At 70.8% G+C, this 23,353-nt stretch carries 18 protein-coding genes; 10 read left to right on the top strand and 8 right to left on the bottom strand.

Annotated features, from left to right (window positions below; genetic code table 11):
- Positions 1 to 324 precede the first annotated feature (324 nt).
- The 3 genes from BG90_RS24995 to ptsP are packed head-to-tail and all read right to left on the bottom strand — an operon-like array spanning position 325 to position 6,149.
- Positions 325 to 2,253 carry a PTS fructose-like transporter subunit IIB gene (locus BG90_RS24995; protein WP_045568437.1) on the bottom strand — a complete coding sequence of 643 codons (1,929 nt, stop codon included), beginning with the start codon at positions 2,251 to 2,253 and terminating at the stop codon, positions 325 to 327.
- A gap of 21 nt (positions 2,254 to 2,274) precedes the next feature.
- A complete protein-coding gene (locus BG90_RS37760; RefSeq protein WP_261341659.1) occupies positions 2,275 to 3,609 on the bottom strand; it encodes a 1-phosphofructokinase family hexose kinase in 1,335 nt (444 codons plus the stop codon).
- Positions 3,606 to 6,149 (bottom strand): phosphoenolpyruvate--protein phosphotransferase, encoded by a 2,544-nt coding sequence (gene ptsP, locus BG90_RS24985; protein WP_045568436.1) that lies wholly within the window; start codon positions 6,147 to 6,149, stop codon positions 3,606 to 3,608. The genes BG90_RS37760 and ptsP overlap by 4 nt, the downstream gene beginning before the upstream one ends.
- Positions 6,150 to 6,374: 225 nt before the next feature.
- Here ptsP and BG90_RS24980 point away from each other — a divergent pair, with 225 nt between their 5' ends.
- Together BG90_RS24980 and BG90_RS24975 are read left to right on the top strand one after the other, a co-directional pair.
- Positions 6,375 to 7,376 carry a LacI family DNA-binding transcriptional regulator gene (locus BG90_RS24980; RefSeq protein WP_010122157.1) on the top strand — a complete coding sequence of 334 codons (1,002 nt, stop codon included), beginning with the start codon at positions 6,375 to 6,377 and terminating at the stop codon, positions 7,374 to 7,376.
- A 287-nt stretch (positions 7,377 to 7,663) separates the two neighbouring features.
- A complete protein-coding gene (locus tag BG90_RS24975; protein ID WP_010122159.1) occupies positions 7,664 to 8,242 on the top strand; it encodes a hypothetical protein in 579 nt (192 codons plus the stop codon).
- Between the two features lie 347 nt (positions 8,243 to 8,589).
- On the opposite strand, the gene BG90_RS24970 is transcribed toward BG90_RS24975, so the two are convergent.
- Both BG90_RS24970 and BG90_RS24965 read right to left on the bottom strand, forming a co-directional pair.
- Positions 8,590 to 9,954, bottom strand: a complete 1,365-nt coding sequence (locus BG90_RS24970; RefSeq protein ID WP_010109399.1) for a sensor histidine kinase — start codon at positions 9,952 to 9,954, stop codon at positions 8,590 to 8,592.
- 2 nt (positions 9,955 to 9,956) lie between these two features.
- Positions 9,957 to 10,616, bottom strand: coding sequence for a response regulator (locus tag BG90_RS24965; RefSeq protein ID WP_010122161.1), 660 nt, complete (start codon positions 10,614 to 10,616; stop codon positions 9,957 to 9,959).
- 144 nt (positions 10,617 to 10,760) lie between these two features.
- Here BG90_RS24965 and BG90_RS24960 point away from each other — a divergent pair, with 144 nt between their 5' ends.
- The 4 genes from BG90_RS24960 to BG90_RS24945 all read left to right on the top strand — a co-directional run bounded on the left by BG90_RS24960 (position 10,761) and on the right by BG90_RS24945 (position 15,455).
- Complete coding sequence (locus tag BG90_RS24960; protein WP_045568435.1) at positions 10,761 to 11,204, top strand: PepSY domain-containing protein; 444 nt, start codon at positions 10,761 to 10,763, stop codon at positions 11,202 to 11,204.
- 485 nt (positions 11,205 to 11,689) lie between these two features.
- Entirely contained in the window at positions 11,690 to 12,157 is a 468-nt protein-coding gene (locus BG90_RS24955; protein ID WP_010109404.1) for a DUF2271 domain-containing protein, read from the top strand.
- Between the two features lie 21 nt (positions 12,158 to 12,178).
- The gene (locus BG90_RS24950) at positions 12,179 to 14,431 is read left to right on the top strand and encodes a PepSY domain-containing protein (RefSeq protein WP_010119426.1); all 2,253 of its coding nucleotides are present in this window, start codon (positions 12,179 to 12,181) and stop codon (positions 14,429 to 14,431) included.
- The gene (locus BG90_RS24945) at positions 14,412 to 15,455 is read left to right on the top strand and encodes an FAD:protein FMN transferase (protein WP_010119428.1); all 1,044 of its coding nucleotides are present in this window, start codon (positions 14,412 to 14,414) and stop codon (positions 15,453 to 15,455) included. Before BG90_RS24950 ends, BG90_RS24945 begins: the two co-directional genes overlap by 20 nt.
- A 32-nt stretch (positions 15,456 to 15,487) precedes the next feature.
- Here the strand turns inward: BG90_RS24945 and amaB are convergent, their stop codons facing one another.
- The 3 genes from amaB to BG90_RS24930 form a co-directional block, all read right to left on the bottom strand.
- Positions 15,488 to 16,999 carry an L-piperidine-6-carboxylate dehydrogenase gene (amaB, locus tag BG90_RS24940; RefSeq protein WP_010109407.1) on the bottom strand — a complete coding sequence of 504 codons (1,512 nt, stop codon included), beginning with the start codon at positions 16,997 to 16,999 and terminating at the stop codon, positions 15,488 to 15,490.
- Between the two features lie 108 nt (positions 17,000 to 17,107).
- On the bottom strand, positions 17,108 to 18,325 hold the full coding sequence (locus BG90_RS24935; protein WP_010109408.1) for an aminotransferase-like domain-containing protein: 1,218 nt from the start codon (positions 18,323 to 18,325) through the stop codon (positions 17,108 to 17,110).
- Between the two features lie 53 nt (positions 18,326 to 18,378).
- Positions 18,379 to 19,398, bottom strand: a complete 1,020-nt coding sequence (locus BG90_RS24930; RefSeq protein ID WP_010119430.1) for a DUF1338 domain-containing protein — start codon at positions 19,396 to 19,398, stop codon at positions 18,379 to 18,381.
- Between the two features lie 176 nt (positions 19,399 to 19,574).
- On the opposite strand from BG90_RS24930, the gene BG90_RS24925 reads away from it, so the two are divergent.
- The 4 genes from BG90_RS24925 (at position 19,575) to BG90_RS24910 (ending at position 23,317) form a co-directional block, all read left to right on the top strand.
- Positions 19,575 to 20,483 carry a LysR substrate-binding domain-containing protein gene (locus BG90_RS24925; protein ID WP_010109410.1) on the top strand — a complete coding sequence of 303 codons (909 nt, stop codon included), beginning with the start codon at positions 19,575 to 19,577 and terminating at the stop codon, positions 20,481 to 20,483.
- A gap of 60 nt (positions 20,484 to 20,543) precedes the next feature.
- Positions 20,544 to 20,987, top strand: coding sequence for a type II toxin-antitoxin system Phd/YefM family antitoxin (locus BG90_RS24920; protein WP_010109412.1), 444 nt, complete (start codon positions 20,544 to 20,546; stop codon positions 20,985 to 20,987).
- Positions 20,988 to 21,273: 286 nt separating this feature from the next.
- Positions 21,274 to 22,566, top strand: a complete 1,293-nt coding sequence (locus BG90_RS24915; protein WP_045568434.1) for an NAD(P)/FAD-dependent oxidoreductase — start codon at positions 21,274 to 21,276, stop codon at positions 22,564 to 22,566.
- 52 nt (positions 22,567 to 22,618) lie between these two features.
- Complete coding sequence (locus BG90_RS24910; protein ID WP_010109415.1) at positions 22,619 to 23,317, top strand: TetR/AcrR family transcriptional regulator; 699 nt, start codon at positions 22,619 to 22,621, stop codon at positions 23,315 to 23,317.
- Positions 23,318 to 23,353: the final 36 nt, after the last annotated feature.

Below are 23,353 nucleotides of genomic sequence, written 5' to 3'. Positions count from 1 at the left end.
TTCGATTGTAAAAGGCATCGACGAGACATGTCGCATCGGCGCCCGCGAACGGGGGCGTCGGCCGCCGGATTCGGTTTGCGCATCGGCGACCGACTCACGGAATGTATCGTCAGCCCGGTCGCGATGGAAGCACACTCGCGGGAAATCGGACCGGCCGTTCCGCTCATTGGAACGCCGCGCGTCGATGCCAGGCTGTGAAGCATGGCGGCGCGACGCGAGCGGCGTCGGTGCGCGACATCGCACGTCGTCGAAGTCGCGCACCGCGCTTCGAATCTCGAATCTCGCACGACGCACGGCAGGCGGCCGCCGCCCGCCGTCCCGACTTCAAGCGCCCGCAGCCGCCGGCCGCGGCGTCTGCTTCAGCGCGCCGACCGCAACCGCCGTCACGAGCGTGCCGACGACGATCGCCAGCGCATACACGCCGAGATGCGTGACCGCGTTCGGAATCGGCAGCACGAAAATCCCGCCGTGCGGCACCTTCAGCTCGGCGCCCGCCGCCATCGAGATCGCGCCCGTCACCGCCGAGCCGGCGATGCACGCGGGAATCACGCGCATCGGATCGCGCGCCGCGAACGGAATCGCGCCTTCGGTGATGAACGCGATGCCGAGCACCGCGGCCGCCTTCCCCGCTTCGCGCTCCTCGGCGCCGAAGCGCTGGCGAAACAGCCAGGTCGCGAGCGCGATGCCGAGAGGCGGCGTCATCCCGGCCGCCATCGTCGCCGCCATCGGCGTATAGACGTGGCTCGCGATCAGCCCCGCGCTGAACGCATACGCGGCCTTGTTCACCGGGCCGCCCATGTCGACCGCCATCATCCCGCCGAGGATCAGCCCGAGCACGACCGCGCTGCCCGCCTGCATCGAGCGCAGCCAGCCTTCGAGCGCGTGCAGCGCGGCCGCGACGGGCGAGCCGACGACGTAGATCATCAACAACCCGACGATGAGCGTCGACACGAGCGGAATGATCAGCACCGGCTTCAGCCCTTCGAGGTTGCGATGCAGCTTCAGATGGCGGTTGATCAGGAGCGCCGCGTAGCCCGCGAGGAAGCCCGACGCGATCCCGCCAAGAAAGCCGGCATTCAGGCTCGCGGCCAGCATCCCGCCGACCATCCCCGGCGTGATGCCCGGCCGGTCGGCAATCGAGTACGCGATATAGCCGGACAGCACCGGCACGATCAGCGCGAACGCCGACTTCGCGCCGATCTGGAACAGCGACCACGCGAGCGTGCCCTTGTGCGCGTCGTCGAACGCGTAGATGCCGCCGAGCGCGAACGACAGCGCAATCAGCAGGCCGCCCGCGACGACGAACGGCAGCATGTACGACACGCCCGTCATCAGATGCCGATACGGGCCGCCCGCTTTCGCGGCGCGCGCCTGCTTCGCGGCCGCGACCTGATCGGCGAGCGCCGCCGCGCCCGCGCCAGCGCCCGCCGCCGCGCCGCCTTCGATGCGCGCCTCGACGATCGCCCTCTCGATCAGCGCCGCGCCCTTGCCGATCGCGCCCTTCGTGCCCGTCTCGTAGAGCCGCTTGCCCTTGAAGCGGCTCTTGTCCACCTGCGTGTCGGCGGCGATCACGACGAGGTCCGCTTCGTCGATCTGCGCGTCGGTCAGCTTGTTCTGCGCGCCGACGGAGCCCTGCGTCTCGACGTGGATCGCATGGCCGAGCGCCTGCGCGCCTTGCGCGAGCCCCTCGGCCGCCATGAACGTATGTGCGATGCCGGTCGGGCACGACGTGATCGCGACGATCTTCAGCGGACGGGCGTCGGTCGACGCCGCGGCCGGCGCGCGCGGCGCTTCGGCAACGCCGGAACGCGCCGCCGCGAGCGAGGCGGCCGGCGCGCCGCCTGCCGCTTGCAACGCCGCGCGCGAAGCCGCCGGCACCGCGCCGCCGACGGGCGTCGCACCGTTTGCCGTCTGCGCGAACGCAGCCGCGACGGCCGCGTCAGACGCGCGGCCCGCCGCGCGCGCGAGCACCGCGTCCGCGTCGCGGATCGCGTCGTCGACCGACACGCGGTGAATCGTCTTGCCGGCGAACGGCGCTTCGTCGATCGACGCCGAGTCGTCCGCGGCGATCAGCACGACGCTCGCCGCGCCGATCTGGTCGGCGGACAACGGCGTCTGCACGCCGAGCGCGCTGCGCGTCTCGAGCGCAAGCGCGATGCCGCGCGCTCGCGCCGCGCGGTTCAGCGCGTGCGCGGCGAAGGTCGGCGCGGCCGTCCGCGCCGGCGCCGCCACGAGTCCGATCAATTTTTCCATTACTGTCTCCGGCCTGCCGGCTCATGAATGAACGACGCCGTCCGCCGCGGCGGCCAGCGTGAAAGTCTCGACTTCGACCTGCGCGGCGAGCGCGTCGAGCGTCGCGCGATCGGGCAGATGCGGGCCGACGCGCGCGAGCTTCGCGGCCGCGAACGCGGTCGCGCGACGGCCCGCGTCGCCCCACGCGCGCGCTTCGGTCAGGCTCGCGACGAGCCCGGCGACGAACGCATCGCCCGCGCCGACCGTGCTCGCGACGGGCACGCGCGGCGGCGTCGCGCGGAAGATCCGATAGATGGCCGGATGCGGAGGGGTGCGTTGCGGAGGGGTGCGTTGCGGCGAGGTCGATGCGCCTGCGGTTGTCGATGTCGATGCGGGCGATGTCGATGCGGGTGATGTCAATGCGGGTGATGCCGACCGTCCCGTCGACGACGGCCGCCCGTCGCCCCCCGACGACGCGCTCGAAGATGCGAGCGCGTCCACGGTCTCCCCGGTCGCCCGCTTCGACGACTCCCCCGCATCGAACGTCCGCGATCCGACCGATGCCTTCGATGCGACCGACGCCTTCGATACCGCTGGCGCTTCCGATGCCCCCGATGCCCCCGACGCTTCCGATGCTCCCGAAGCCCCCGCCGCGACATCCGCCGCGACCCCCAACGCGCCCTTCGCGCCAAGCGACACGACGACATACGCGATCCCGCGCGCGGCGAGCTCGCACGCGGCGTGCACGATCGCGTCGTCGTCGCCCAACGCGCGGCCGAGCGCCGCTTCGAGCTCCGCGAGATTCGGCTTCACGAGATCCGGCAGCTCGCGCGGATCGTCGGCCGCGAGCGCATCGGCGAGCGGCGCGCCGCTCGTGTCGAGCGCGACGCGCGCGCCCGCGCCGTGCAGCGCGCGCGTCGCGCGCCGGTAGAACGACGCGTCGACGCCCGGCGGCAGGCTGCCCGCGAGCACGAACCAGCGGCCGGGCGCCGCGAGCTCGATCATCCGGCGCTCGAGCGCCGCGACGTCGTCCGGCGTCGGCAGCGACGTCGCGAGATTGATGTCGGTCGTCTCGCCGCGCGCCGGATCGACGAGCTTCACGTTGATCCGCGTACGCCCCGCGATCCGCACGAAGCGGTCCGCGATCCGCTTGTCGGCGAACATCGCGTCGAACGCCGCGCTGTCGGCCGCGCCGAGCAGCCCGGTCGCGATCGTCGCGATCCCGTAGTCGGCGAGGCAGCCGGCGACGTTCACGCCCTTGCCGCCCGCGTTGAATTCGAGCGACGCCGCGCGGTTCACGTCGCCGAGCGTCAGGTTCGGCACGCGCACGGTCTGGTCGAGCGCCGGATGCGGCGTCACGGTCACGACGGTCGTCATGCGGCCGCCCGGATCTCGGCCGAATCGAGCGCGCGCACCGCATCGACGTCCGCGCAGTCGAGCGCGCGCCGCGCGAGCGCCTGCAGCGCGTCGAGCCGCGCGCCGCGCAGCCGCGTCTTCACCGCCGCGACGTCGCGCGCGCTCATCGACAGCTCGTCGACGCCCAGCCCCGCGAGAATCGACGCGCCGAGCGGATCGCCCGCGAGCCCGCCGCACACGCCGACCCACTTGCGATGACGGCGCGCGCCGTCGACCGTCTGCTTGATCATCCGCAGCACGGCCGGATGCAGGCTTTCGGCGAGCCGCGCGAGCTCCGGATGCTCGCGATCGATCGCGAGCACGTATTGCGTCAAATCGTTCGTGCCGACCGAGAAGAAATCGACGATCTCCGCGAAGTGATCGGCGAGCGCGGCGGCCGACGGCGTCTCGACCATGATGCCGAGCGGCGCCTTCGGCGCGTCGAGCTCCGCGCGCACGGTCTCGGCGAGCGCGATCGCCTGGCGCGCCTCGTCGAGCGTCGACACCATCGGGAACATGATCGAGAGCGGCCCGTCCTTCGCCGCGCGATAGAGCGCGCGAAGCTGCGGCACGAACAGATCGGGACGCCGCAGGCACAGGCGCAGTCCGCGCACGCCGAGGAACGGATTCGATTCGCGCGGCAGGTTCAGATACGGCACCTGCTTGTCGCCGCCGATGTCGAGCGTGCGGATGATGAGCCGCCGGCCGCCGCTCGCGTCGACCATCTGCTTGTAGCACGCGTATTGCTCGTCCTCGTCGGGCGCGTCGCGGCGCTCGAGGAACAGGAACTCGGTGCGCATCAGGCCGACGCCGTCCGCGCCCTGCGCGAGCGCGTCGGCGACCTGGTCCGGCCGCGTGATGTTCGCGCCGATCTCGAGCACGTGGCCGTCGAGCGTCGCCGCGGGCAGCGCGCGGTTCGCGCTCGCGCGCCGCCGCTCCTCGAGCAGGCGCTGCTCGACTTGCCGCGCGCGCTCGGCGTCGCGCGCCGACACGCCGACGTACAGCCGCCCCGCGTTGCCGTCGAGCACCGCGCGCGCGCCGTCGGCGACATCCATCAGCTTCGCGCCGCACGCGACCGCCGCCGGCACGCCGAGCGTGCGCGCGAGGATCGCCGTGTGCGACGTCGGGCCGCCCGCGACCGTGCAGAAGCCGAGCGTCACGGCCGGGTCGAGCTGCGCGGTGTCGGACGGCGTCAGGTCCTCGGCGATCAGGATCGACGGCGCGTTTGCGTCGCCGCGCCCGCCCGTCGCGTCGCCCGCGCCCGTCTCGCCGAGATGCCGCAGCACGCGCCGCGCGACGTCGCGCAGGTCGGCCGCGCGCGCGGCGAGGAGCGGATCGGGCAGCGCGGCGAGCCGTTCGGCCTGCGCCCCGGCGGCCTGATGCCACGCCCACGCGAGCCCGTGCCCGTCGACGATCAGGCGCGCGGTCTCGCCGAGCAGCTCGGCGTCGTTCAGCAGCTCGCGCTGCGCGACGAAGATTTCGCCTTCGGCCGCGCCGAGCCGCGACGCGGTCTCGCGCGCGAGCGCGTCGAGCTCGGCGGCGGTCTCGACCAGCGCCTGGTCGAGACGATGCGTCGCGTCGAGCGTGTCGCCCGGCCTGTCTTCGATGTCGACGCGCGTCGCGCGCAGCACGCGCACCGGCCCCGTCACGAGGCCCGGCCCCGCGCCGATCCCTTCGATCGCGGTCGCCGGATCCTCCGGCGTCCACAGCGCGGGCTGCACGCTTTGCCGGCGCGCCTGCGCGGCCGCCGCGCGCGCATGCTCCTCGGCGGCGAGCGCTTCGATCGTGCGCGCGAGCGCCGCGAGCGCGTCGGCCGCGTCGACGCCCTGCGCGGACACGACGAGCCGCGCCTGCGCGGTCGCGCCGAGCTGCAGCAGGCTGACGAGATTCTTCGGATCGGCGGCGACGTCGCCGTGGCGCACGCGCAGCGCCGCCTGATACCGCTTCGCGGTCGCGACCCACGCGCTCGCGGGCCGCGCGTGCAGGCCGTGCGGGTAGTCGAGGATCACGTCGACCTTGTGCGCGTAGTCGGCGGGCGTCGCCTCGACGACGGCGGCCGCCGCGCCGGCGGCGCCTGCCGCGCGCGCGGCGCCCGTGCCGTTCAGCGCGTCGACGATCGCTTGCGGATCGCGCGCGGCGAGCAGCCGCTCGAGCTGCGGCGGATCGCCGATCAGCCGGGTCAGGCGCTGCAACAGCGCGATGTGCTCGTCGGACTGCGCGGCGATCGCGACGACGAGACGCGCGCGCTCGCCGCCCCGCCACTCGACGCCGTCCGGCACCTGCAGCACCGCGACGCCCGTGCGGCGGATCAGATGGCGATCCTCCTGCAGCCCGTGCGGAATCGCGACGCCGCTGCCGAGATACGTGTTCGACACTGTCTCGCGGCCGTGCAGGCTGTCGACGTAGCCGGGCTCGATGACGCCCGCCGCGACGAGCAGCGCGCCAGCCTGGCTGATCGCGTCGTGTTTCGAGCCGGCCTCCGCGCCGAGCCGGACGAGTTCCGCAGTGAGCAACGGCGGCATCGCGTCTCCTGAGATGAGTCGTTGGAATGTGCGTATTGAAATCGATACCACTTTCACCGTCAAGCGTTCCCCGATTTCCGGAAACTGCGTGAAATGTGCGGCAACCCTCGCTAGAATGGGCGAACGGCCTGTCCACGGGCGGCGGCGGCGCATGCGCCGGACTTTGTTTCCGCCGTCCGGATTCAGGGTAAATACCGATCCGGAAAGAAATCGATTCCAGTTGCCATGGCGTTACGAATCAAGGATGTCGCGGAAGCGGCGGGCGTGTCGGTCACGACGGTCTCGCGCGTGCTGTCGAACAACGGTCCGGTGCGCGACACCGTGCGCCGGCGCGTGCTCGAGGTGATCGAGCGGCTCGATTACCGGCCGAACGCGGCCGCGCGCCGGCTGCGCTCGGGCGACACCGCGACGATCGGCCTCATCGTCTCCGACGTGCGCAACTCTTTCTTCACCGAGGTGAGCCGCGCGGTCGAGGACGCCGCGTATGCGCAAGGGATGCGCGTGATCCTGTGCAACACCGACGAGAATCCGGAAAAGGAAGCGATGTACCTGCGGCTGATGGAGAGCGAGCGCGTGACGGGCGTCATCTATTCGCCGACGTACGACGCCGCGCGGCATTTCGATGCGCGCGCGCACGCGTTTCCGGTCGTGATGATCGACCGCGCGGGACCGGCGGGCGCGGCCGATGCGGTCACGCTCGACAACCGCGACGCGGCGACGCGGCTCGTCGAGCACCTCGTCGAGCGCGGCTACCGGCGCGTCGCGGGACTGTTCGGCAACGCGAGCACGACCGGCCGCGAACGACATGCGGCGTTCGTCGACGCGCTGCGCCGCCACGCGTTGCCGGCCGAAGCGGAGTTCGTCGATCCGCATCCGCAGGCCGCGCACGCGCGTGTGCGCGCATGGCTCGCGGGCGACGCGGCCGCGCGGCCCGACGCGATCGTCGCGAGCAACGGCCTGCTGCTGCTCGGCGCGTATCGCGCGCTGCGCGAGCACGGCGCGCGCGTGCCGGACGATGTCGCGCTCGCGGGCTTCGACAACGACGCGTGGACGGATCTCGTCACGCCCGGCGTGACGGTGATCGCCCAGCCCGTCTACGAAATCGGCAAGAACGCGATGCAGTTGCTGACGCAGCGGCTCGCCGATCCGGCGATGTCCGCGCGCACGCTGGTGCTGCCCGGGGAGTTGATCGTGCGGGGCTCGACTGCGGCGCGAACCGGCGCGTAAGCGGTCGGCAGCGCGCCGGAACTGCGCCTGTCGGCGGCCCGGTACGGCAAATCCGACGAGCGGCGGCCTTCGTCCGTGCCTGCCGCTCGTGAGCCATGTTCGGCGCGGTTCGCGCATCGACACGATTGCCCGCCGCCGCCGCCCAAAAAACACCCATCCCGGAAAATGTCAAGCTAACAAAAATGGTGGGTATTCGTCATTGAATAAATCCTACTCTTTAGACGAGAGATGATCGGCACGGCTCTCACATTCAAATTGAATCCGTGCTTTTTCGAGGAGCCGCAAAAATGAGCCAATTTGTCGATGTCCTGGAGGAAATGCGCACGCATTACAAATCCTCTCTCGGTCAAACCTCGTCCGGGCGCTATGCCGCATCGCGTCAACTCGCGTCATATTTCGCCGCCGCCCAGGAGTCCTCCGCCCAGCTTTCGGCGCAGGACCGCGACTTGCTGAAGGGGCTGCAAATCGACGCTCAATCGTCAGGACAGGAAGAAGCGAGCGGAATCGAGTCCGGCATCGTCGGCGCAACCGAAGCGCTGAAGAGTTCCGGAGCTTCTCCGGCTTCCATCGAGGAATTCAAAAAGAAGATGGAAGAACTGAGAAAAAAGGCGAAGGAGGATTCCAATGCGAGAATCGACAAGATTTTCGACACGGCGATCCAAATCGGACTGGAACACCCCGAGCTTCAGCACCCCATCGTTGCCTTGATGGATAAGATCGGCAACTTCTTCAACGATCTTTTCAACAAGATTGCAGATTTCATCGTGGGCGTCGTAAAAGATGTCGTCGCATGGCTCAAGAACGCCTGGGACAGCATCAAGAGTACGTTCAAGGGAATCGCGGGTTGGATATCCAGCTGGTTCTGACGCCTTTCGCCATCATTTGCCGATCCGCCTTCGCGCCGAGCGCCGGTCTCGACGAAATGCGACATGCCGTCGGACTCCGCTACCGGGCCACGATCGGGGCAAACGCTCGCCGAACGCTCGCGGCGGCCTGACATGGTCGGCCGCGCGCGTCGATGACCGGAATCGGCGCGATGCCGGAATCGCGACAGGAAAAAGGCTCGGGATCGATTCCGAGCCTTTTCTTCGGGCGGCCCGCAAGCGGACCGCCCGCGCGCTTCCGAGCGGCCGCGCCTGCCGTTTGCGCGCGAACTTCGCGCCCTGCGCGAGCGGCAATCGAGCAGCTCGCCTCGGTCACGCCGATTGCAATCTCACGCCCTCCTCGCCCGATCGTCGCCGAGCGCCAGCCCGTCGACCACCGCCCGAACTCCATCCACGCTGCCCGGCGCCGGCGAGCGCAGCGTGAGCGACGCGCCCGCGCCCTTCGCGATCGCGTCGACGATCGCGAGCCCGAGGCCGGAGCCCTTCGCCGCCGTCGCGCCGCGCTCGAACGGCTTCGTCAAACGCTCCAGCTCGGCGGCCGCCAGCACCGGCCCGCGGTTCGTCACGCTGAGCGCGCCCGCCGCCGACAGCGCGACCTGCACCGGCTCCGCCGCCGAGCCGTGCTTGAGCGCGTTCTCGACCAGATTGCGCACGACGATCGCGAACGCGTCCGGATCGATCCGCGACGTCACGGGCGCGTCGGGTAGATCGAGCGCAATCGCGCGATTGCGCGCGACGCGCCGGAAATCGTCGACGACGAGCGACAGCACCGGCCGCAGATCCTGCGGCGTATCGGCAAGCACGCGCCCGTCCTCGGCCTTCGCGAGTTGCATCAACTGCTCGCTGACCCGCGACAGCGTGTGCAGCGCCCCCTCGACCCGCTCCGCGCGCTCGCGCAGCGGCTCGGACGGCGCTTCGGCGGCCAGCCGCTGTGTCTGCGCGAGCGCCGCGGCGAGCGGCGTGCGCAGCTCGTGCGCGCTGTTCGCGGTGAAGCTGCGCTCGGCGGCGAGCGCGCGATCGAGGCGCGCCATCAGCTCGGTGACCGCATCGGCGACGGGCGCGATCTCGGTCGGCAGCCCGCCCTTGTCGAGCGGTGTCAGATCGTTCCGGCCGCGCGCGGCGATCGCGTCGCAGAAGCGCCGGATCGGCCTCAAGCCCGAGCGCACGATCAGCCAGATCCCGAACAGGCCGGCAGGCAGGAACAGCAAGAGCGGCCTGACGACCGCGAACGCCGCCTGCACTTCCGCGCGCCGGCGCGTCGCGAGCGGCTCCGCGATCAGCAGCGTGACCGTGCCCTGCAGCACCGTCTCCGCGTAGACCCGATGCGTCGCGGTACGGGCAAAGCCCGCTTTCAGATCCTCCGGAAAAATCGACGCGTCCGCGTCGTGCGACCGCAGCAGCAGCTTGCCGGTTTCGTCGCGCACGACGTACGTCAGCAGTTCGTCGTGCGGACGGACCGCCGCGATGCGGCCACCGCCGTCACCGCCGCCGTCGTCGCCGTCCGAATCGCGCCCGACGATGTCCATCACGGCGAGCGGCAGCAGCCGCTGCGCGGTCTCCTGCAGCGCGCTGTCGGACATCCGCTCGACCTCGGTGCGCAACACGTAGAACGCCGCCGTCCCGGCCGCGAGCGACAGCGCGACGAAGCCCGCCACGAGCGCCGCCGCGAGCCGTCCCTGCAGGCTGCGCAGCATCGCTAGTCCCGCCTCAACCGGTAGCCGAGGCCTCGCACGGTCTCGATCATGTCGGCGCCGAGCTTCTTGCGCAGGCGGCTCACGTGAACTTCGATCGTGTTGCTCCCGACTTCGTCGTTGAACGAATACAGCCGCGCTTCGAGCTGCGATTTCGACAGGATCATCCCCGGATGCTGGATCAAGGTTTCGAGGAGCGCCCATTCGCTCGCGGTCAGGTCGACTCGCGCATCGCCGCGCTTCACGCTGTGCACGGCGGTGTCGATCGCCAGCTCGCCGAGCTTCACGAGCGGATTCGGATTGCCCGAATAGCGGCGCGCGACCGCGCTCACGCGCGCGGACAGCTCGGACAGGTCGAACGGCTTCACGAGATAGTCGTCGGCGCCGGCGTTCAGCCCGGCGATCCGGTTCGCGACCTGATCGAGCGCGGTCAGGATGATGACGGGCACCGTCGAGCCGCCCGCGCGCAGCTCGCGCAGGAAATCGAGCCCGCGGCCGTCGGGCAGCAGCAGATCGAGCAGGATCAGATCGTAGGTCGCCACCGCGATGTGCCGGCGCGCGTCGGCGAGGTTGCCGACGAAATCGGCCGGATGCCCGTCCTTCTCGATCTGGACGCGGACGGCCTCGCCGAGCCACGGATCGTCTTCGACGAGAAGCACTCTCATGCGCGTGTCCTGAAGAATGGAGTGGCGCGACTCTGCCACGCGAACCTGAAGCAAACATGAAGAAAAAGCTTCGCGTCCGCAAGCTTCGCTTCAGGTACCGAGCGCATTGTAGAGCCCGACGATCCGGACAGGAGATATCACGCAATGAAAACCCCGCGACTGATCAAGGGCGTGGCGCTCGCGTCGCTCGCATCGCTCGTGCTCGTCGGCGCAGTCGGCATCCGCGCGGCGATGGCGGACGACGGCGACGACTGCCGCGCGCCGCTCGCCGACTGGAAGCCGCGCGACGCGGTGCGCGCGATGGCGCAGCAGAAAGGCTGGCGCGTCGACAAGCTGAAGGCCGACGACGGCTGCTACGAAATCAAGGGCCACGACGCCGACGGCAAGCGCTTCAAGGCGAAGCTCGATCCCGTGACGCTCGACGTCGTGCGGATGAAGCGCGAAGACGACCGCAAGCGCGACCACGACGATGACAACGACCATGGCCGCGCGCCGGGCGCGCAAGCTCCCGCGAACGGCCCGCCGGCGGGCGCGCCGTCGGGCGGCGTGCTGAAGCCCGGCTCGAAGCCCGACGTGCAGATTCGCTGAGTCGCGGCGCGCGGCGCTGCCGCGCCGTGGCGCCGGCGCGCCTGCGTTTCGCCGCGCCGACGGTCCGGCCGACGGCCGATCGACGGCCTGCGACGGAGCAGGCATCCGGCTCGACCGCGTGCGGCCGTGAATGCCCGCACGCAGTCGTCAAGCGGCGACGAAACGCAGCTGAACGGGATATGCCGCAGCGAATGCGGCGCATACGGCCGGCACGACCGATGCAGAACGCCGGTCGGCGACGCATCGGCATCCGGCTCGGCCGCGTGCAGCCGCGAGTCACCACGCCCGGTCGCGAAACGGCGACGAAAGCCCGCGCAATAGAGATGTGCGGCAACGGATGCGGGTCGTGCGGCCGGCACGGCCGGATACCGCGTCGGCCCCGCCGCCATCGCAAGGGCGGCGTCGCCCCAAGCGACGCCGGCCCGAACCGGCCGCACGCAACCCGGCGCATCGCCGCCGTCCTCACCGAAACCAGGAGAACCCGGATGAAACACGCATTGCCCATCGCGGCGCTCGCAGGCGCGCTCGCCGCGCCGTCGCTCGCCTCTGCGCGCCAGGTCACGTTCGAGACGCAGCTCACCAATTACGGCGGCGATGGCGCGTACGTCGTCCTGTACGTCACCGATCGCGCGGGTCGCCACCAGGGCACGCTGTGGATGGCCGGCCGCCAGACGAAGTACTACCGGCACCTGCGCGACTGGTATCGCGCGACGGGCGGATCGGAGCGGCTCGACGGCATCACGGGCGCGAGCGTTGGCGCGGGCAAGACGCTGCGCGCGACGCTCGACGTCGCCGACGCGCTGCTCGACGCCGGCTACGAAATCCACATCGACACCGCGGTCGAGGACATGAACGAGAACGCGTCGGAAGTCGTCGTGCCGTTGACGACGGCGGGCGCCGGCAAGGCGGTCAGGGGCCGCGGCTACGTGAAGTCGTTCCGCTATTCGCTGTAACACGAAGACAAGAGGCACCCCATGCTGCGCAAGCTTCATTCGATTCCCGGCCTGATCGCCGCCGCGCTCTTGATCGTCGTCACGCTGACGGGCGCGGCGCTGTCGATCCAGCCCGCGCTCGAGCGCGCGGCCGTCGCCGGCATGCCCAACGCGCCGCCCGACGTCGCGACGCTCGCCGGCCGGGTGAGCGCGCAAGTGACGGGCGTCGAGAAGCTCGTGCGCCGGCCGTCCGGCGAGATCGTCGCGTATTACGCGACCGCCGACGGACAGCGCGCGTCGATCGTCGATCCGTCGACGGGCGCGCCGGTCGCCGATTATCGGCCGTCGCCCGTCGTGCGCTGGCTGACGAACCTGCACCGCAAGTTCCTTCTCGGCGACACGGGGCAAATCGCGGCGGGCGTGACCGCCGCGGCGATGCTGTTCATCGCGCTGTCCGGGCTCGCGCTGCTCGCGCGCCGAATGGGCGGCTGGCGGCGCCTGCCCGGCCGGGTCCGCGGCGACGGATTGCAGCGGCTGCACAACGAAACCGCGCGCGTCGCGCTCGCGGGACTCGTGCTGTCGGCGTTCACGGGGCTCGCGCTGTCGCTGACGACATTCGGCGTGATCCCCGAGCGTGGCGCGGCGTCGACGCCCGCGCCCGATGCGGATTCGGACATCGCCGCCGCCCCCGCGAAAACGACAATGCCCGTCACGCACATGGCGGCGCTGCGCGCGACCGATGTCTCGGCGCTGCGCCAACTGACGTTTCCCGCGCCGGACGATCCGCGCGGCGTCATCGAATTGAAGACGACGAACGGCGCCGGCTTCGTCGATCCGTCGACGGGCGCCTCGCTTGCCTACCAGCCCGCCGACGGCTGGCAGCGCCTGCACGCGATCGTGAAGATGCTGCATACGGGCGAAGGATTATGGTGGCTCGGGCTCGTGTTGGGCGCAACATCGCTATCGACGCCGCTCCTCGCGGTAACGGGCGTGATGCTGTGGGCGCGCCGGCGTCGCGCGCAGCCGAAGCTCGCAGGTAACGCGTCGGCGCGCGATGCCGACACCGTGCTGCTCGTCGGCAGCGAAGGCAACAGCACGTGGGGCTTCGCGTCGGCGCTGCATGCGGCGCTCGCGCAGGCGGGCCTGCGCGTGCACGTCGCATCGATGAACGACGTCGCCCGCGACTACCGCCATGCACGGCGCTTGCTCGTGCTGACCGCGACCTACGGCGACGGCGACGCGCCGGGCGGCGCGCAGCAGTTCCTGTCGAAGCTCGCGCGGCTGTCGGCGGCGCAACCGGCCTCGTTCGCGGTGCTCGGTTTCGGCGACCGCCAGTTTCCGCGGTTCTGCGGCTACGCGCGGAGCGCCCACGACGCGCTCGTCGCGAAGGGCTCGACGCCGTTGCTCGATCTCGGCACGGTCGACCGGCAGTCGGAGCACGAATTTCGCGCGTGGTGCGCACAGCTCGGCGACGCGCTCGGGCTCGCGCTCGACATCCGCTACACGCCGACGCTGCCGCGAACGATGCCGCTCACGCTCGTCGCGCGCGACGACTACGGCGCCGATCCGCAGACCGTGACGTCGGTGCTGCGCTTCGCCCCCGCAGAGCGAGCCGGGCACGCCGGCCGCCCGGCCGCGCGATGGGCAGCGCTCGCAAGACGGCGGCTGCCGCCGTTCGAGACCGGCGATCTGCTCGGCGTCGTGCCGCCGGGCGGGACATCGCCGCGCTACTACTCGCTCGCGAGCGCGTCGCCGGACGGCGTCGTCGAGATCTGCGTGCGGCGCCATCCGAACGGTGCGTGCTCGAGCTACCTCACCGGCCTGCAACCGGGCGACACGATCAACGCGTTCATTCGAGCGCATGCGTGCTTCCGGCCGCACGCGGGCGACGCGCCCGTGATCCTGATCGGCGCGGGCACCGGTATCGGTCCGCTGATCGGCTTCATCCGGCACAACGCGGCGCGCCGTCCGATGCATCTGTACTTCGGCGCGCGCAACGCAGACGACGGCTTCCCGTATCGCGACGAACTCGACGGCCTCGTCCGCGACCGCCGGCTGCGCGCGCTGACGACCGCGTTCTCGCGCGCGGAGCGGCGAGCCTACGTGCAGGACCGGCTCATCGCCGACGCGCGCAATCTGCGCAATCTCGTCGCGCATGGCGCGCAGATCATGGTGTGCGGCGGCCGCGCGATGGCCGATGGCGTCGCGCATGCGTGGGAGCGCATCCTGGCGGACTCCGGCTCGTCCGTCGCGCGCTTGAAGATGCAGGGGCGCTATGTCGAAGACGTCTATTGAATGGTCGCCCGGCGCGCGGCTGAATCGCTGCCGCGTGAGCGGCGCGACGATGGGCACGCGCTACAGCGCGCAGTTCCACGCGCCGCCGACGGCCGACGCGAACGCGATCGCCGCGGAGCTCGACGCGGCGGTGCGCGCGGTCGACGCGCAGATGTCGAACTGGCAGGCGGACTCGGACCTGTCGCGGCTCAATCGCGCCACGCCCGGCTGTTGGATGCCGATCTCCGCGAACCTCGCGACGGTGCTCGTGCGCGCGCAGGAAATCGGTCGCGAGACGGACAACGCGTTCAATATCGGCGTCGGCGCGCTGGTCGATGCATGGGGATTCGGGCCGGGAGCCGCGGCGGGCGAACAAGCAGCGAGCCCGGCCGAAGCGGCGAACGTGCCGAACGCGACCTGCGCGCGCCGCGCATCGGACATCCGCGGCGCATCGCCGTCGCCGTGCCGCCCGATCGACGAACTGCTCGAAGTCGACATCGCGCGCGGCCGCGCACGCCGGCTCGCGAACGTCGCATTCGATCTGTGCGGGATCGCGAAAGGCTTCGGCGTCGACGAGCTCGCGCGCGTGCTCGATCGCCACGGCATCGGCGCGTGGATCGTCGGCATCGACGGCGAGCTGCGTGCGCGCGGATGCAAGCCGGACGGCTCACCGTGGACGATCGCGCTCGAAGCGCCCGACTACGACCGGCGCGGCGCGATGGGCGCGATCGATCTCGTCGACGCGGCCGTCGCGACGTCCGGCGACTACCGGCACTGGGCCGACGTCGGCGGCCGGCGCATTTCGCACACGATGGATCCGCGCGCCGGGGCGCCGCTGCGCGGCGGCATCGCGTCGGTCACGGTCGTCGCGCGAACCTGCACCGACGCGGACGCGTACGCGACCGCGCTGATGGTGCTCGGCGAACGGGCGGGACGCGCGCACGCCGAACGCCGCGGGCTCGACGCGCTTTTCGTCGTGCGCGACGGCGACGCGCTCCGCACGATCGGCTGCGGCTGCTTCGCGAACGCTCAGCAGGCGGGCTGACCGCGAGGCGCACCGCCATCGGCGCCCGCCGCTTACACGTCGAACTTCACGCCCTGCGCGAGCGGCAATTCGCGGCTGTAGTTGATCGTGTTGGTCGCACGGCGCATGTAGCTCTTCCATGCGTCGGAGCCCGATTCGCGGCCGCCGCCCGTCTCCTTTTCGCCGCCGAACGCGCCGCCGATTTCCGCGCCGCTCGTGCCGATGTTCACGTTGACGATCCCGCAATCGCTGCCCGCCGCCGACATGAACTGCTCGGCCTCGCGCACGTCGTTCGTGAAGATCGCCGACGACAGCCCTTGCGGCACGCCGTTGTGGATCGCGAGCGCGTCGCCGAAGTCGTCGTAGACGAGCACGTAGAGAATCGGCGCGAACGTCTCGCGCGTGACGACGGCCGTCTGCTTCGGCATCCGCACGAGCGCCGGGCGAACGTAGTACGCGTCCGCATGGCCGAACTCGACGCGCTCGCCGCCCTTCACGTCGCCGCCCTGCTCGCGCGCATCGGCGAGCGCCTTTTGCATCGCGTCGAATGCCGCGCGGTCGATCAGCGGGCCGACGAGCGTACCCGTCTCGAGCGGATCGCCGACCTTCACCGATGCGAACGCCTTCTCGAGGCGCGGCAGCAATTGATCGGCGACGCCGCGATGCACGATCAGCCGGCGCAGCGTCGTGCAGCGCTGGCCCGCGGTGCCGACCGCGGCGAACGTGACCGCGCGCACGACGAGATCGAGATCCGCGCTCGGCGCGACGATCATCCCGTTGTTGCCGCCGAGCTCGAGAATGCTGCGCGCGAGGCGCCGGCTCAGCACCTGCGCGACCTCGATGCCCATTCGCACGCTGCCCGTCGCGGACACGAGCGGCACCTTCGGCGAAGCGGCGAGCGTCTCGCCGACGTCGCGGCCGCCGAGCACGAGCTGATGCAACCCGTCCGGCACGACGCCCGGATGCGTCTCGTCGAATTCGCGCACCGCCTTCGCGAACAGCGCATGGCACGCGATCGCGGTGAGCGGCGTCTTCTCGGACGGCTTCCAGACGACCGGATCGCCGCAGACCAACGCGAGCGCCGCGTTCCACGACCACACGGCAACCGGGAAATTGAACGCGGAGATCACGCCGCACACGCCGAGCGGATGCCAGGTTTCCATCATCCGGTGGCCGGGGCGCTCGGACGCGATCGTGAGCCCATACAACTGCCGCGACAGGCCGACCGCGAAATCGCAGATGTCGATCATCTCCTGCACTTCGCCGAGGCCCTCGGACGCGATCTTGCCCGCTTCGAGCGTGACGAGCCGGCCGAGCGCCGCCTTGTGCTCGCGCAGCACGTTGCCGAACACGCGCACGAGCTCGCCGCGCACGGGCGCGGGCACCGTGCGCCACTTGAGGAACGCTTGATGCGCGGCGTCGATCTTGCGCTCGGTTTCGGCCGGGCTGTCGGCGGCGAGCGTCGCGAGCGTCGCGCCGTCGACGGGCGACCGGGCGGTCAGCGCGCTGCCTTGCCAGCGGGCCAGATCGACGTCGAGCGCGGCGAGAATGTCGTTGAATTGCATCGCTTCCTCTTCAGAACAGAATCAGGTTGATCGGTGCGGCGTCGCCGCCGCGAATGAATCGATTGGACCGCGTTCGCGCGCCGCATGCAAGCGGCCTGGCCGTTCGGCCTAGCGGCCCGCCGCAAGCGCCGCGCGCAGCCGGCGCACGCCCTCGAAGATCTCCGCTTCGCCCGGCGCGGCGAACGACAGCCGCAGGCTGCCCGCGTCCGCGTCGCGCGCGTAGAACGCCGCGCCCGGCACGTACATCACGTTGTGCTCGAGCGCGCGCTTGAGCACTTCCGCCGCGTCGCGGCCGCCCGTCAGGCGCGCCCACACGAACATGCCGCCCGCCGGCTCGCGCCACTCGACGTCGTCCGGCACGAATTGCCGGAGCGCGCTGACGAGCGCGCGGCAGCGGCCGCCGTAAGTCTGCGCGATCGTGCGCAGATGCGCGGCGAGCCGGCCGCTTTCCAGATAACGCCGGATCGCCTCCTGCGCGATCGGCGCGGTGCACAAATCGCTCGTCTGCTTGGCGACCGTCATCCGGCGCGCGATCGCGGCGGGCGCGACCGCCCAGCCGATCCGCAAGCCCGGCGCGACGATCTTCGACAGGCTGCCGAGGTAGACGGTCCAGTCTTCCGCCCCGTCGTGCGCGAGCACCGGCTTCACCGGCTCGCCGGAGAAGCGCAGGTCCGCGTACGGGTCGTCTTCGACGAGCACGAACTGCGCGTCGGCCGCGAGCGCGGCGAGCGCCGCGCGGCGCGCCGGCGGCAGCGTCGCGCCCGTCGGGTTCGCGAACGTCGGCACCGTATACAGCAGCTTCGGGCGACGCTCGCTCGCGGGCCACGCGGCGAGCTGCGCGCGCAGCGCATCGGGATCGACGCCGTCGCCGTCGGTGCGCACCGGCGCGAGCTTCGCGCCCGCGAGCCGCAGCGCCTGCAGCGCGGCCGGATACGCGGGCGCCTCGACGAGCGCGACGTCGCCCGGCTCGATCAGCGTGCGCACGAGCAGGTCGAAACCTTGCTGCGAGCCCGTCGTGACGAGCACCCGCGAAGCATCGCACGTCACGCCGCGCGCGCTCGCCATCCAGTCCGCGAGCGCGCGGCGCAGGCCCGGCTGGCCCGCCGTGTCGCCGTATTGGAGGCACGCGAGCGGATCGTCGCGGCATGCGTCGGCGAGCGCCGCCGCGATGCCTTCGCGGTCGAACAGATCGGCGGACGGATAGCCGCCCGCGAACGAGATCATCCCCGGCTTGCCGACGTGCTTGAACAGCTCGCGGATCGGCGAACCCTGCGGATCGGCGAACGGCGCGGCGAACGGGTAATCGATGGCGGCGGCGAGCGTCATGGCGGCTCCGGTGCGATGGAAGTCGGGCGAAAAGCCAACGGAAGCCGGGCGACTCAGGCGGCGGCCGTCATCTTGAAGATGCCGGTCGCGTTGCCCGCGTCGAAGCTCAGGTCGAGCGCGCGGCGGCCGGTCTCGGCGTCGGCGACCGCATCGCGCGTGATGAACTCGTAGAACGAGCCCGGCACCTCGCGCTCGACGAGCGCGCCCGATGCGTCGACGAACGTGCGCGTCACCGGGTCCGCGCGGAACGCGGTCTGCCGCACGCGGCCCGAGCGCGACACTTCGACGGCCGGCTTGATCGGCCGCCCCAGCGCGCGCTGCGCGGCGGCGAGCGCGTCGACGTCGGGCACGCGGTCGGTCGCGTGATTGAACGCGTTGCCTTCGGTCGCGATCCACGCCATCTCCGCCGATTCGGCGAGCAGCGTCTCGTAGTCGGCGACGCGCGGCGCCGCATGCTGACGGTCGAAGCAGCGCACGAGCACGGGCAGCAGCGCGCAGGCGTCGGCGAGCGGCAGCGCCGCGTCGCGCTCGAGCTCGGCGAGCGTCGCGACCGCCTGCGGCGTCAGCGGATCGGCCGACGTCCCGAGCACGTTCGTCACGGCCTGCCGGAACGCGGCGCTGAAGCGCTCCGGATGCAGTTCGCTGACGAAGAACTGCGCGATCTGGTCGGGCGCGTCGAGATGCGCGTACGAGCGGCCCGTCATCTTGAGGCGCTCGAGCGGATAGGTGCCGTTCAGCCGATAGCCGAGCGGCCGAAGAATGCGCGTGAACGCCGCCTCGCCGGGCGGCAGCGCGCCGCACGACGGCCAGCGCACCGTGCGCAGCGCGCCGTGGTCGAACGTCACGCGGCCGCCGTCGCGCGCGACGTCGCGCGTGTACGCGCGGCCCGTCGGCACCCGTTCGAGCAGATCCGCGAACAGCGCCATGTTGAGCGCCTGCGCGAGCTCGGCGCGCGTGACGACGCCCGGCTCGCCGCGCTCGAAACACGTCGGGACATGCATCAGTCGCATCAACTCGTCGATGGCCGGCTGATCGGAAACGGTGGCGAGCAAGGCGGCGAGGTTCGCGTTCATCGGGTTCTTCCGTGGGTTTGCGTCGTTCTGGCGGCATGCGCGCCGTGCATTGATCCGCGCGCTGAAATGATCGGGGTCAATTCTCAGTGCGCGAAATAGGCTCGGCAATTGATATAAACTCACCAGTTCATTCTAAAAACTCACCAACTCGCGAATTCTCGATCTTTCGTCCGACAATGCGAAAAGGCATTCCGAACCTCGCGGCGCTGCAGGTCTTCGAAGCGGCGGCCCGCCACGAAAGCTTCACCCGCGCGGCCGACGAGCTCGCGCTCACGCAAAGCGCGGTCAGCCGCCAGATCACGTCGCTGGAGGAGCGGCTCGGCGTCGCGTTGTTCCTGCGGATCAAGAAGCGGGTCGTGCTGACGCCGCACGGCCGGCACTACGCGGCGCTCGTGCGCCGCAACCTCGAGCGGATCGAGCGCGATACGCTCGAACTGATGGCGCAGCGCGGGATCGGCGCGACGCTCGAGCTCGCGGTCGTGCCGACGTTCGCGAGCCAATGGCTGATTCCGCGCCTGCCGCAGTTCCGCGCGCTGCGACCCGACATCACGGTCAATCTGTCGGTGCGCACCGAGCCGTTCCTGTTCAGCGATTCGACGTTCGACGCGGCGATCTACTTCGGCCACGCGCTGTGGCCCGGCACGCAGGGGCGGCTGCTGTTCCTCGAAGGCGACATGCTGCCCGTCTGCAGTCCGGCGCTGCTGCCCGCGGGCGGGCGGCGGATCACGCGCGACGCGCTGCTCGATTTGCCGCTCCTGCACCTGTCGACGCGCGCGGACGCGTGGCGCGACTGGTTCCGCGCGCACGGCCTCGACAACGACCTGCGCGCGGTGCGCGGGCCGCGCTACGAACTGTTCACGATGCTGACGGCGGCCGCGCACGCGGGGATGGGGGTCGCGCTGATGCCGGCGCTCCTCGTCGCCGACGAGCTCGCGTCGGGGCGCCTTTGCGCGCCGCTCGACCTGCGGCTGCCGAGCGACGCCGGCTACTACCTCGTCGCGCCCGACGCCGCCGCCGACAGCGAGCCGTTCGTCGCGTTGGCCGAATGGCTGGGTTCCGTCGCGCCGGCGCGGCCGATAAGCTGACGCGACCATCCTGTTCATCCGTTCATCGGCCGGCGGCAGGCCGGCCACGCGAGATCGACCATGACCATACGCATCGGCGACATCGTGCCGCTGTCCATCGCCCGCGCCCGCTTCTCCGAGCTGGCCGACGAAGCGCGGGACGGCGGCGAGAAAATCATCACGAAGAACGGCGCGGCGTATGTCGCGCTGATCGACGCCAGGCGGCTCGATCACTATCATCGGCTCGAGCGCGATCGGGCGGCGCAGGCGGACGCCGGGCCGATGCGCGGCGGGACCGGGGGCGGTGAAAGCAGCGATGGCGATGGGGGCGCAGGTGTTGCGGCCGAAGGCGTTGCGCCTCTGGCAAACGACAGTACGGCGGGCGACTCGGGTGGCGGCTTGGACGCGTCGTCCGTCGAGCGTCGCACCGGAAGTGCCCACGACGCCGCAAACGGCTCGCGGCGCGACGGCGGCACGCGTCCGATGCGCAACGCATGCGGCTCGCTCGCCACGGACGACGGTTGATGGCTGATGGGGGATGGTTGGCGGTTGATGCCTCGTGGTTCGTAAACGCCGGTTGGCGGTTGGCCAAGACTGAAACGGAAACGACCGGCCGAGCGTCGAGCCCCGAAAAATCACGGCTCGAACACAAAGCCCCGGGAACAAAACGACCAGGAGTCCGCCCTCCCAAAGCTGCCGGCAACGCGCGACGCCCGCCCGTCCATCCGGGCAGACGCTGCTTCATCCGGCGCGAGACAACCGATACGATAGTCAGATCATTCGCCCTCGTTCGCTCACTCACGACAACCGCATGCAGAATTACTACGAAGCCACCGCGACGCGCACGCCCTACCCCGCGCTCGCCGACCGCATCGACGCCGACGTCTGCATCGTCGGCGGCGGCCTCGCGGGCCTGTCGACGGCGCTCGGGCTCGTCGAGCGCGGCGTGCGCGACGTCGCGGTGCTCGACGCGCAGACGGTCGGCTTCGGCGCGTCGGGCCGCAACGGCGGCTTCGTGTTCGGCGGCTACAGCCTCGACAACGCGGATCTCCTGCGCACCCTCGGCCCCGAGTCCGCGCGCGCGCTCTATCGGCTGACGATCGACGCGGTCGACCTGATCCGCGCGCGCGCCGCGCGCTACGGCATCGACTGCGAGCTCGTCGACGGCGGCGCGATCCTCGCGAACTGGTTCGACGATCCGGCGCGCCTCGACGCACCGCGCAAGCTGATGAAGGAAGCATTTGGCGTCGAATGGGAGCCGCTCGACGCGAACGAGCTACGCACGCGCCTGAAAACCGACCGCTATCACGGCGGACTCCTCGAGCGCAACGCGTTCCACTTCCATCCGCTCAAGTACGTGCTCGGCGTCGCGGCCGCGGCCGCGCGCGGCGGCGCGCGGATCCACGAGCATTCGGCCGCGCGCGCGATCCGCCGCGACGGCGCGGGCTTCGTCGTCGCGACCGACGGCGGCGCCGTGCATGCGCGGCGCGTCGTGTTCGCGGGCGGCGGCTATGCGCGCGGCGTGTATCCGCGCATCGAGCGCGCGGTGCTGCCGATCGCGACCTACGTGATCGCGACCGAGCCGCTCGGCGCACGGCTCGCCGACGCGATCGCATGCCGGTCGGCCGTCTACGACACCCGCTTCGCCTTCGACTACTACCGGCCGCTCGCCGACACCCGCATCCTGTGGGGCGGCAGGATCTCGGTGCTCGAACGCGGGCCGGACGCCATCGCGCGGCTGCTCAGGCGCGACCTCGTGCGCATCTATCCGCAGTTGCGCGATGTCGCCGTGCAGTTCGCGTGGGGCGGGCTCATGAGCTACGCGCGTCACAAGATGCCGCAAATCGGCCGCGACGCGGACGGCGTCTGGCACGCGGTCGGCTTCGGCGGCCACGGAATGGCGCCGACGACGGTCGCGGGCGAGGTGCTCGCGGCGGCGCTCGCCGAACGGCAGCCCGTGCCGGACGGCTTCGCGAGGTTCGGCCTCACGCGCACGTTCGGCCTCGCCGGGCTGGCCGCCGCGCAACTCACGTACAGCGCGTACGAGGCGCGGGATGCGCTCGCCGCGCGCCGCCGCCTGCGTTCCGGCAAACCCGTTTTTTAGAGCCGGGAATCGGGCCGAAGCCAATTGGGGTGCGTGCTAGAATGCGCCGACCATGCCGCCGCCCGATCACGCCAAAATGAAACAAGGAAGCAAGGCCGCCGCGCCCGACGCCGATGCGCGGCGCGATGAGGCGCGCCGCAAATACGATCCCGAACAGACGAAGCGCAACATTCTCGACGTCGCCACGCAGGAGTTCTCCGCGATGGGGCTGTCGGGCGCGCGCGTCGATTCGATCGCCGAACGCACGAACACGACGAAGCGGATGCTCTACTACTACTTCGACAGCAAGGAAGGGCTGTACGAAGCGGTACTCGAGAAAGTCTACGGTGACATCCGCGCGCTCGAGCTCGAACTGAACGTCGGCGAACTGGAGCCGCGCGAAGGGTTGCGCCGGCTCGTCGAATTCACGTTCGACTACCACGACAAGCATCGCGACTTCGTGCGCCTCGTGACGATCGAGAACATTCACGGCGCGAAGTATCTCGAGCAGCTGAAGTCGTTCAAGAACCGCAACGTCAGCATCATCAAGACGCTCGAGGACCTGCTCGCGCACGGCGTCGAAAGCGGCGCGTTCCGCGAGGATGTCGATCCGTTCGATCTGCATCTGCTGATCAGCTCGTTCTGCTTTCATCGCGTCGCGAACCGCTATACGTTCGGCACCGCGTTCGGCCGCGATCCGTCGTCGCCGCGGCTGCGCACGCGGCATCGCGCGATGATCGCCGAGACGGTCTTGCGTTACGTCGCACGCTGATCGCCCGCGTGCGGCACCACGGTGCGTGAGGCCGCG

It is taken from the genome of Burkholderia oklahomensis C6786, from assembly GCF_000959365.1.
GTDB lineage: Bacteria > Pseudomonadota > Gammaproteobacteria > Burkholderiales > Burkholderiaceae > Burkholderia > Burkholderia oklahomensis.
Note: the sequence above shows the minus strand (reverse complement) of the source record. Positions and strands in the feature narration are given on the sequence as shown.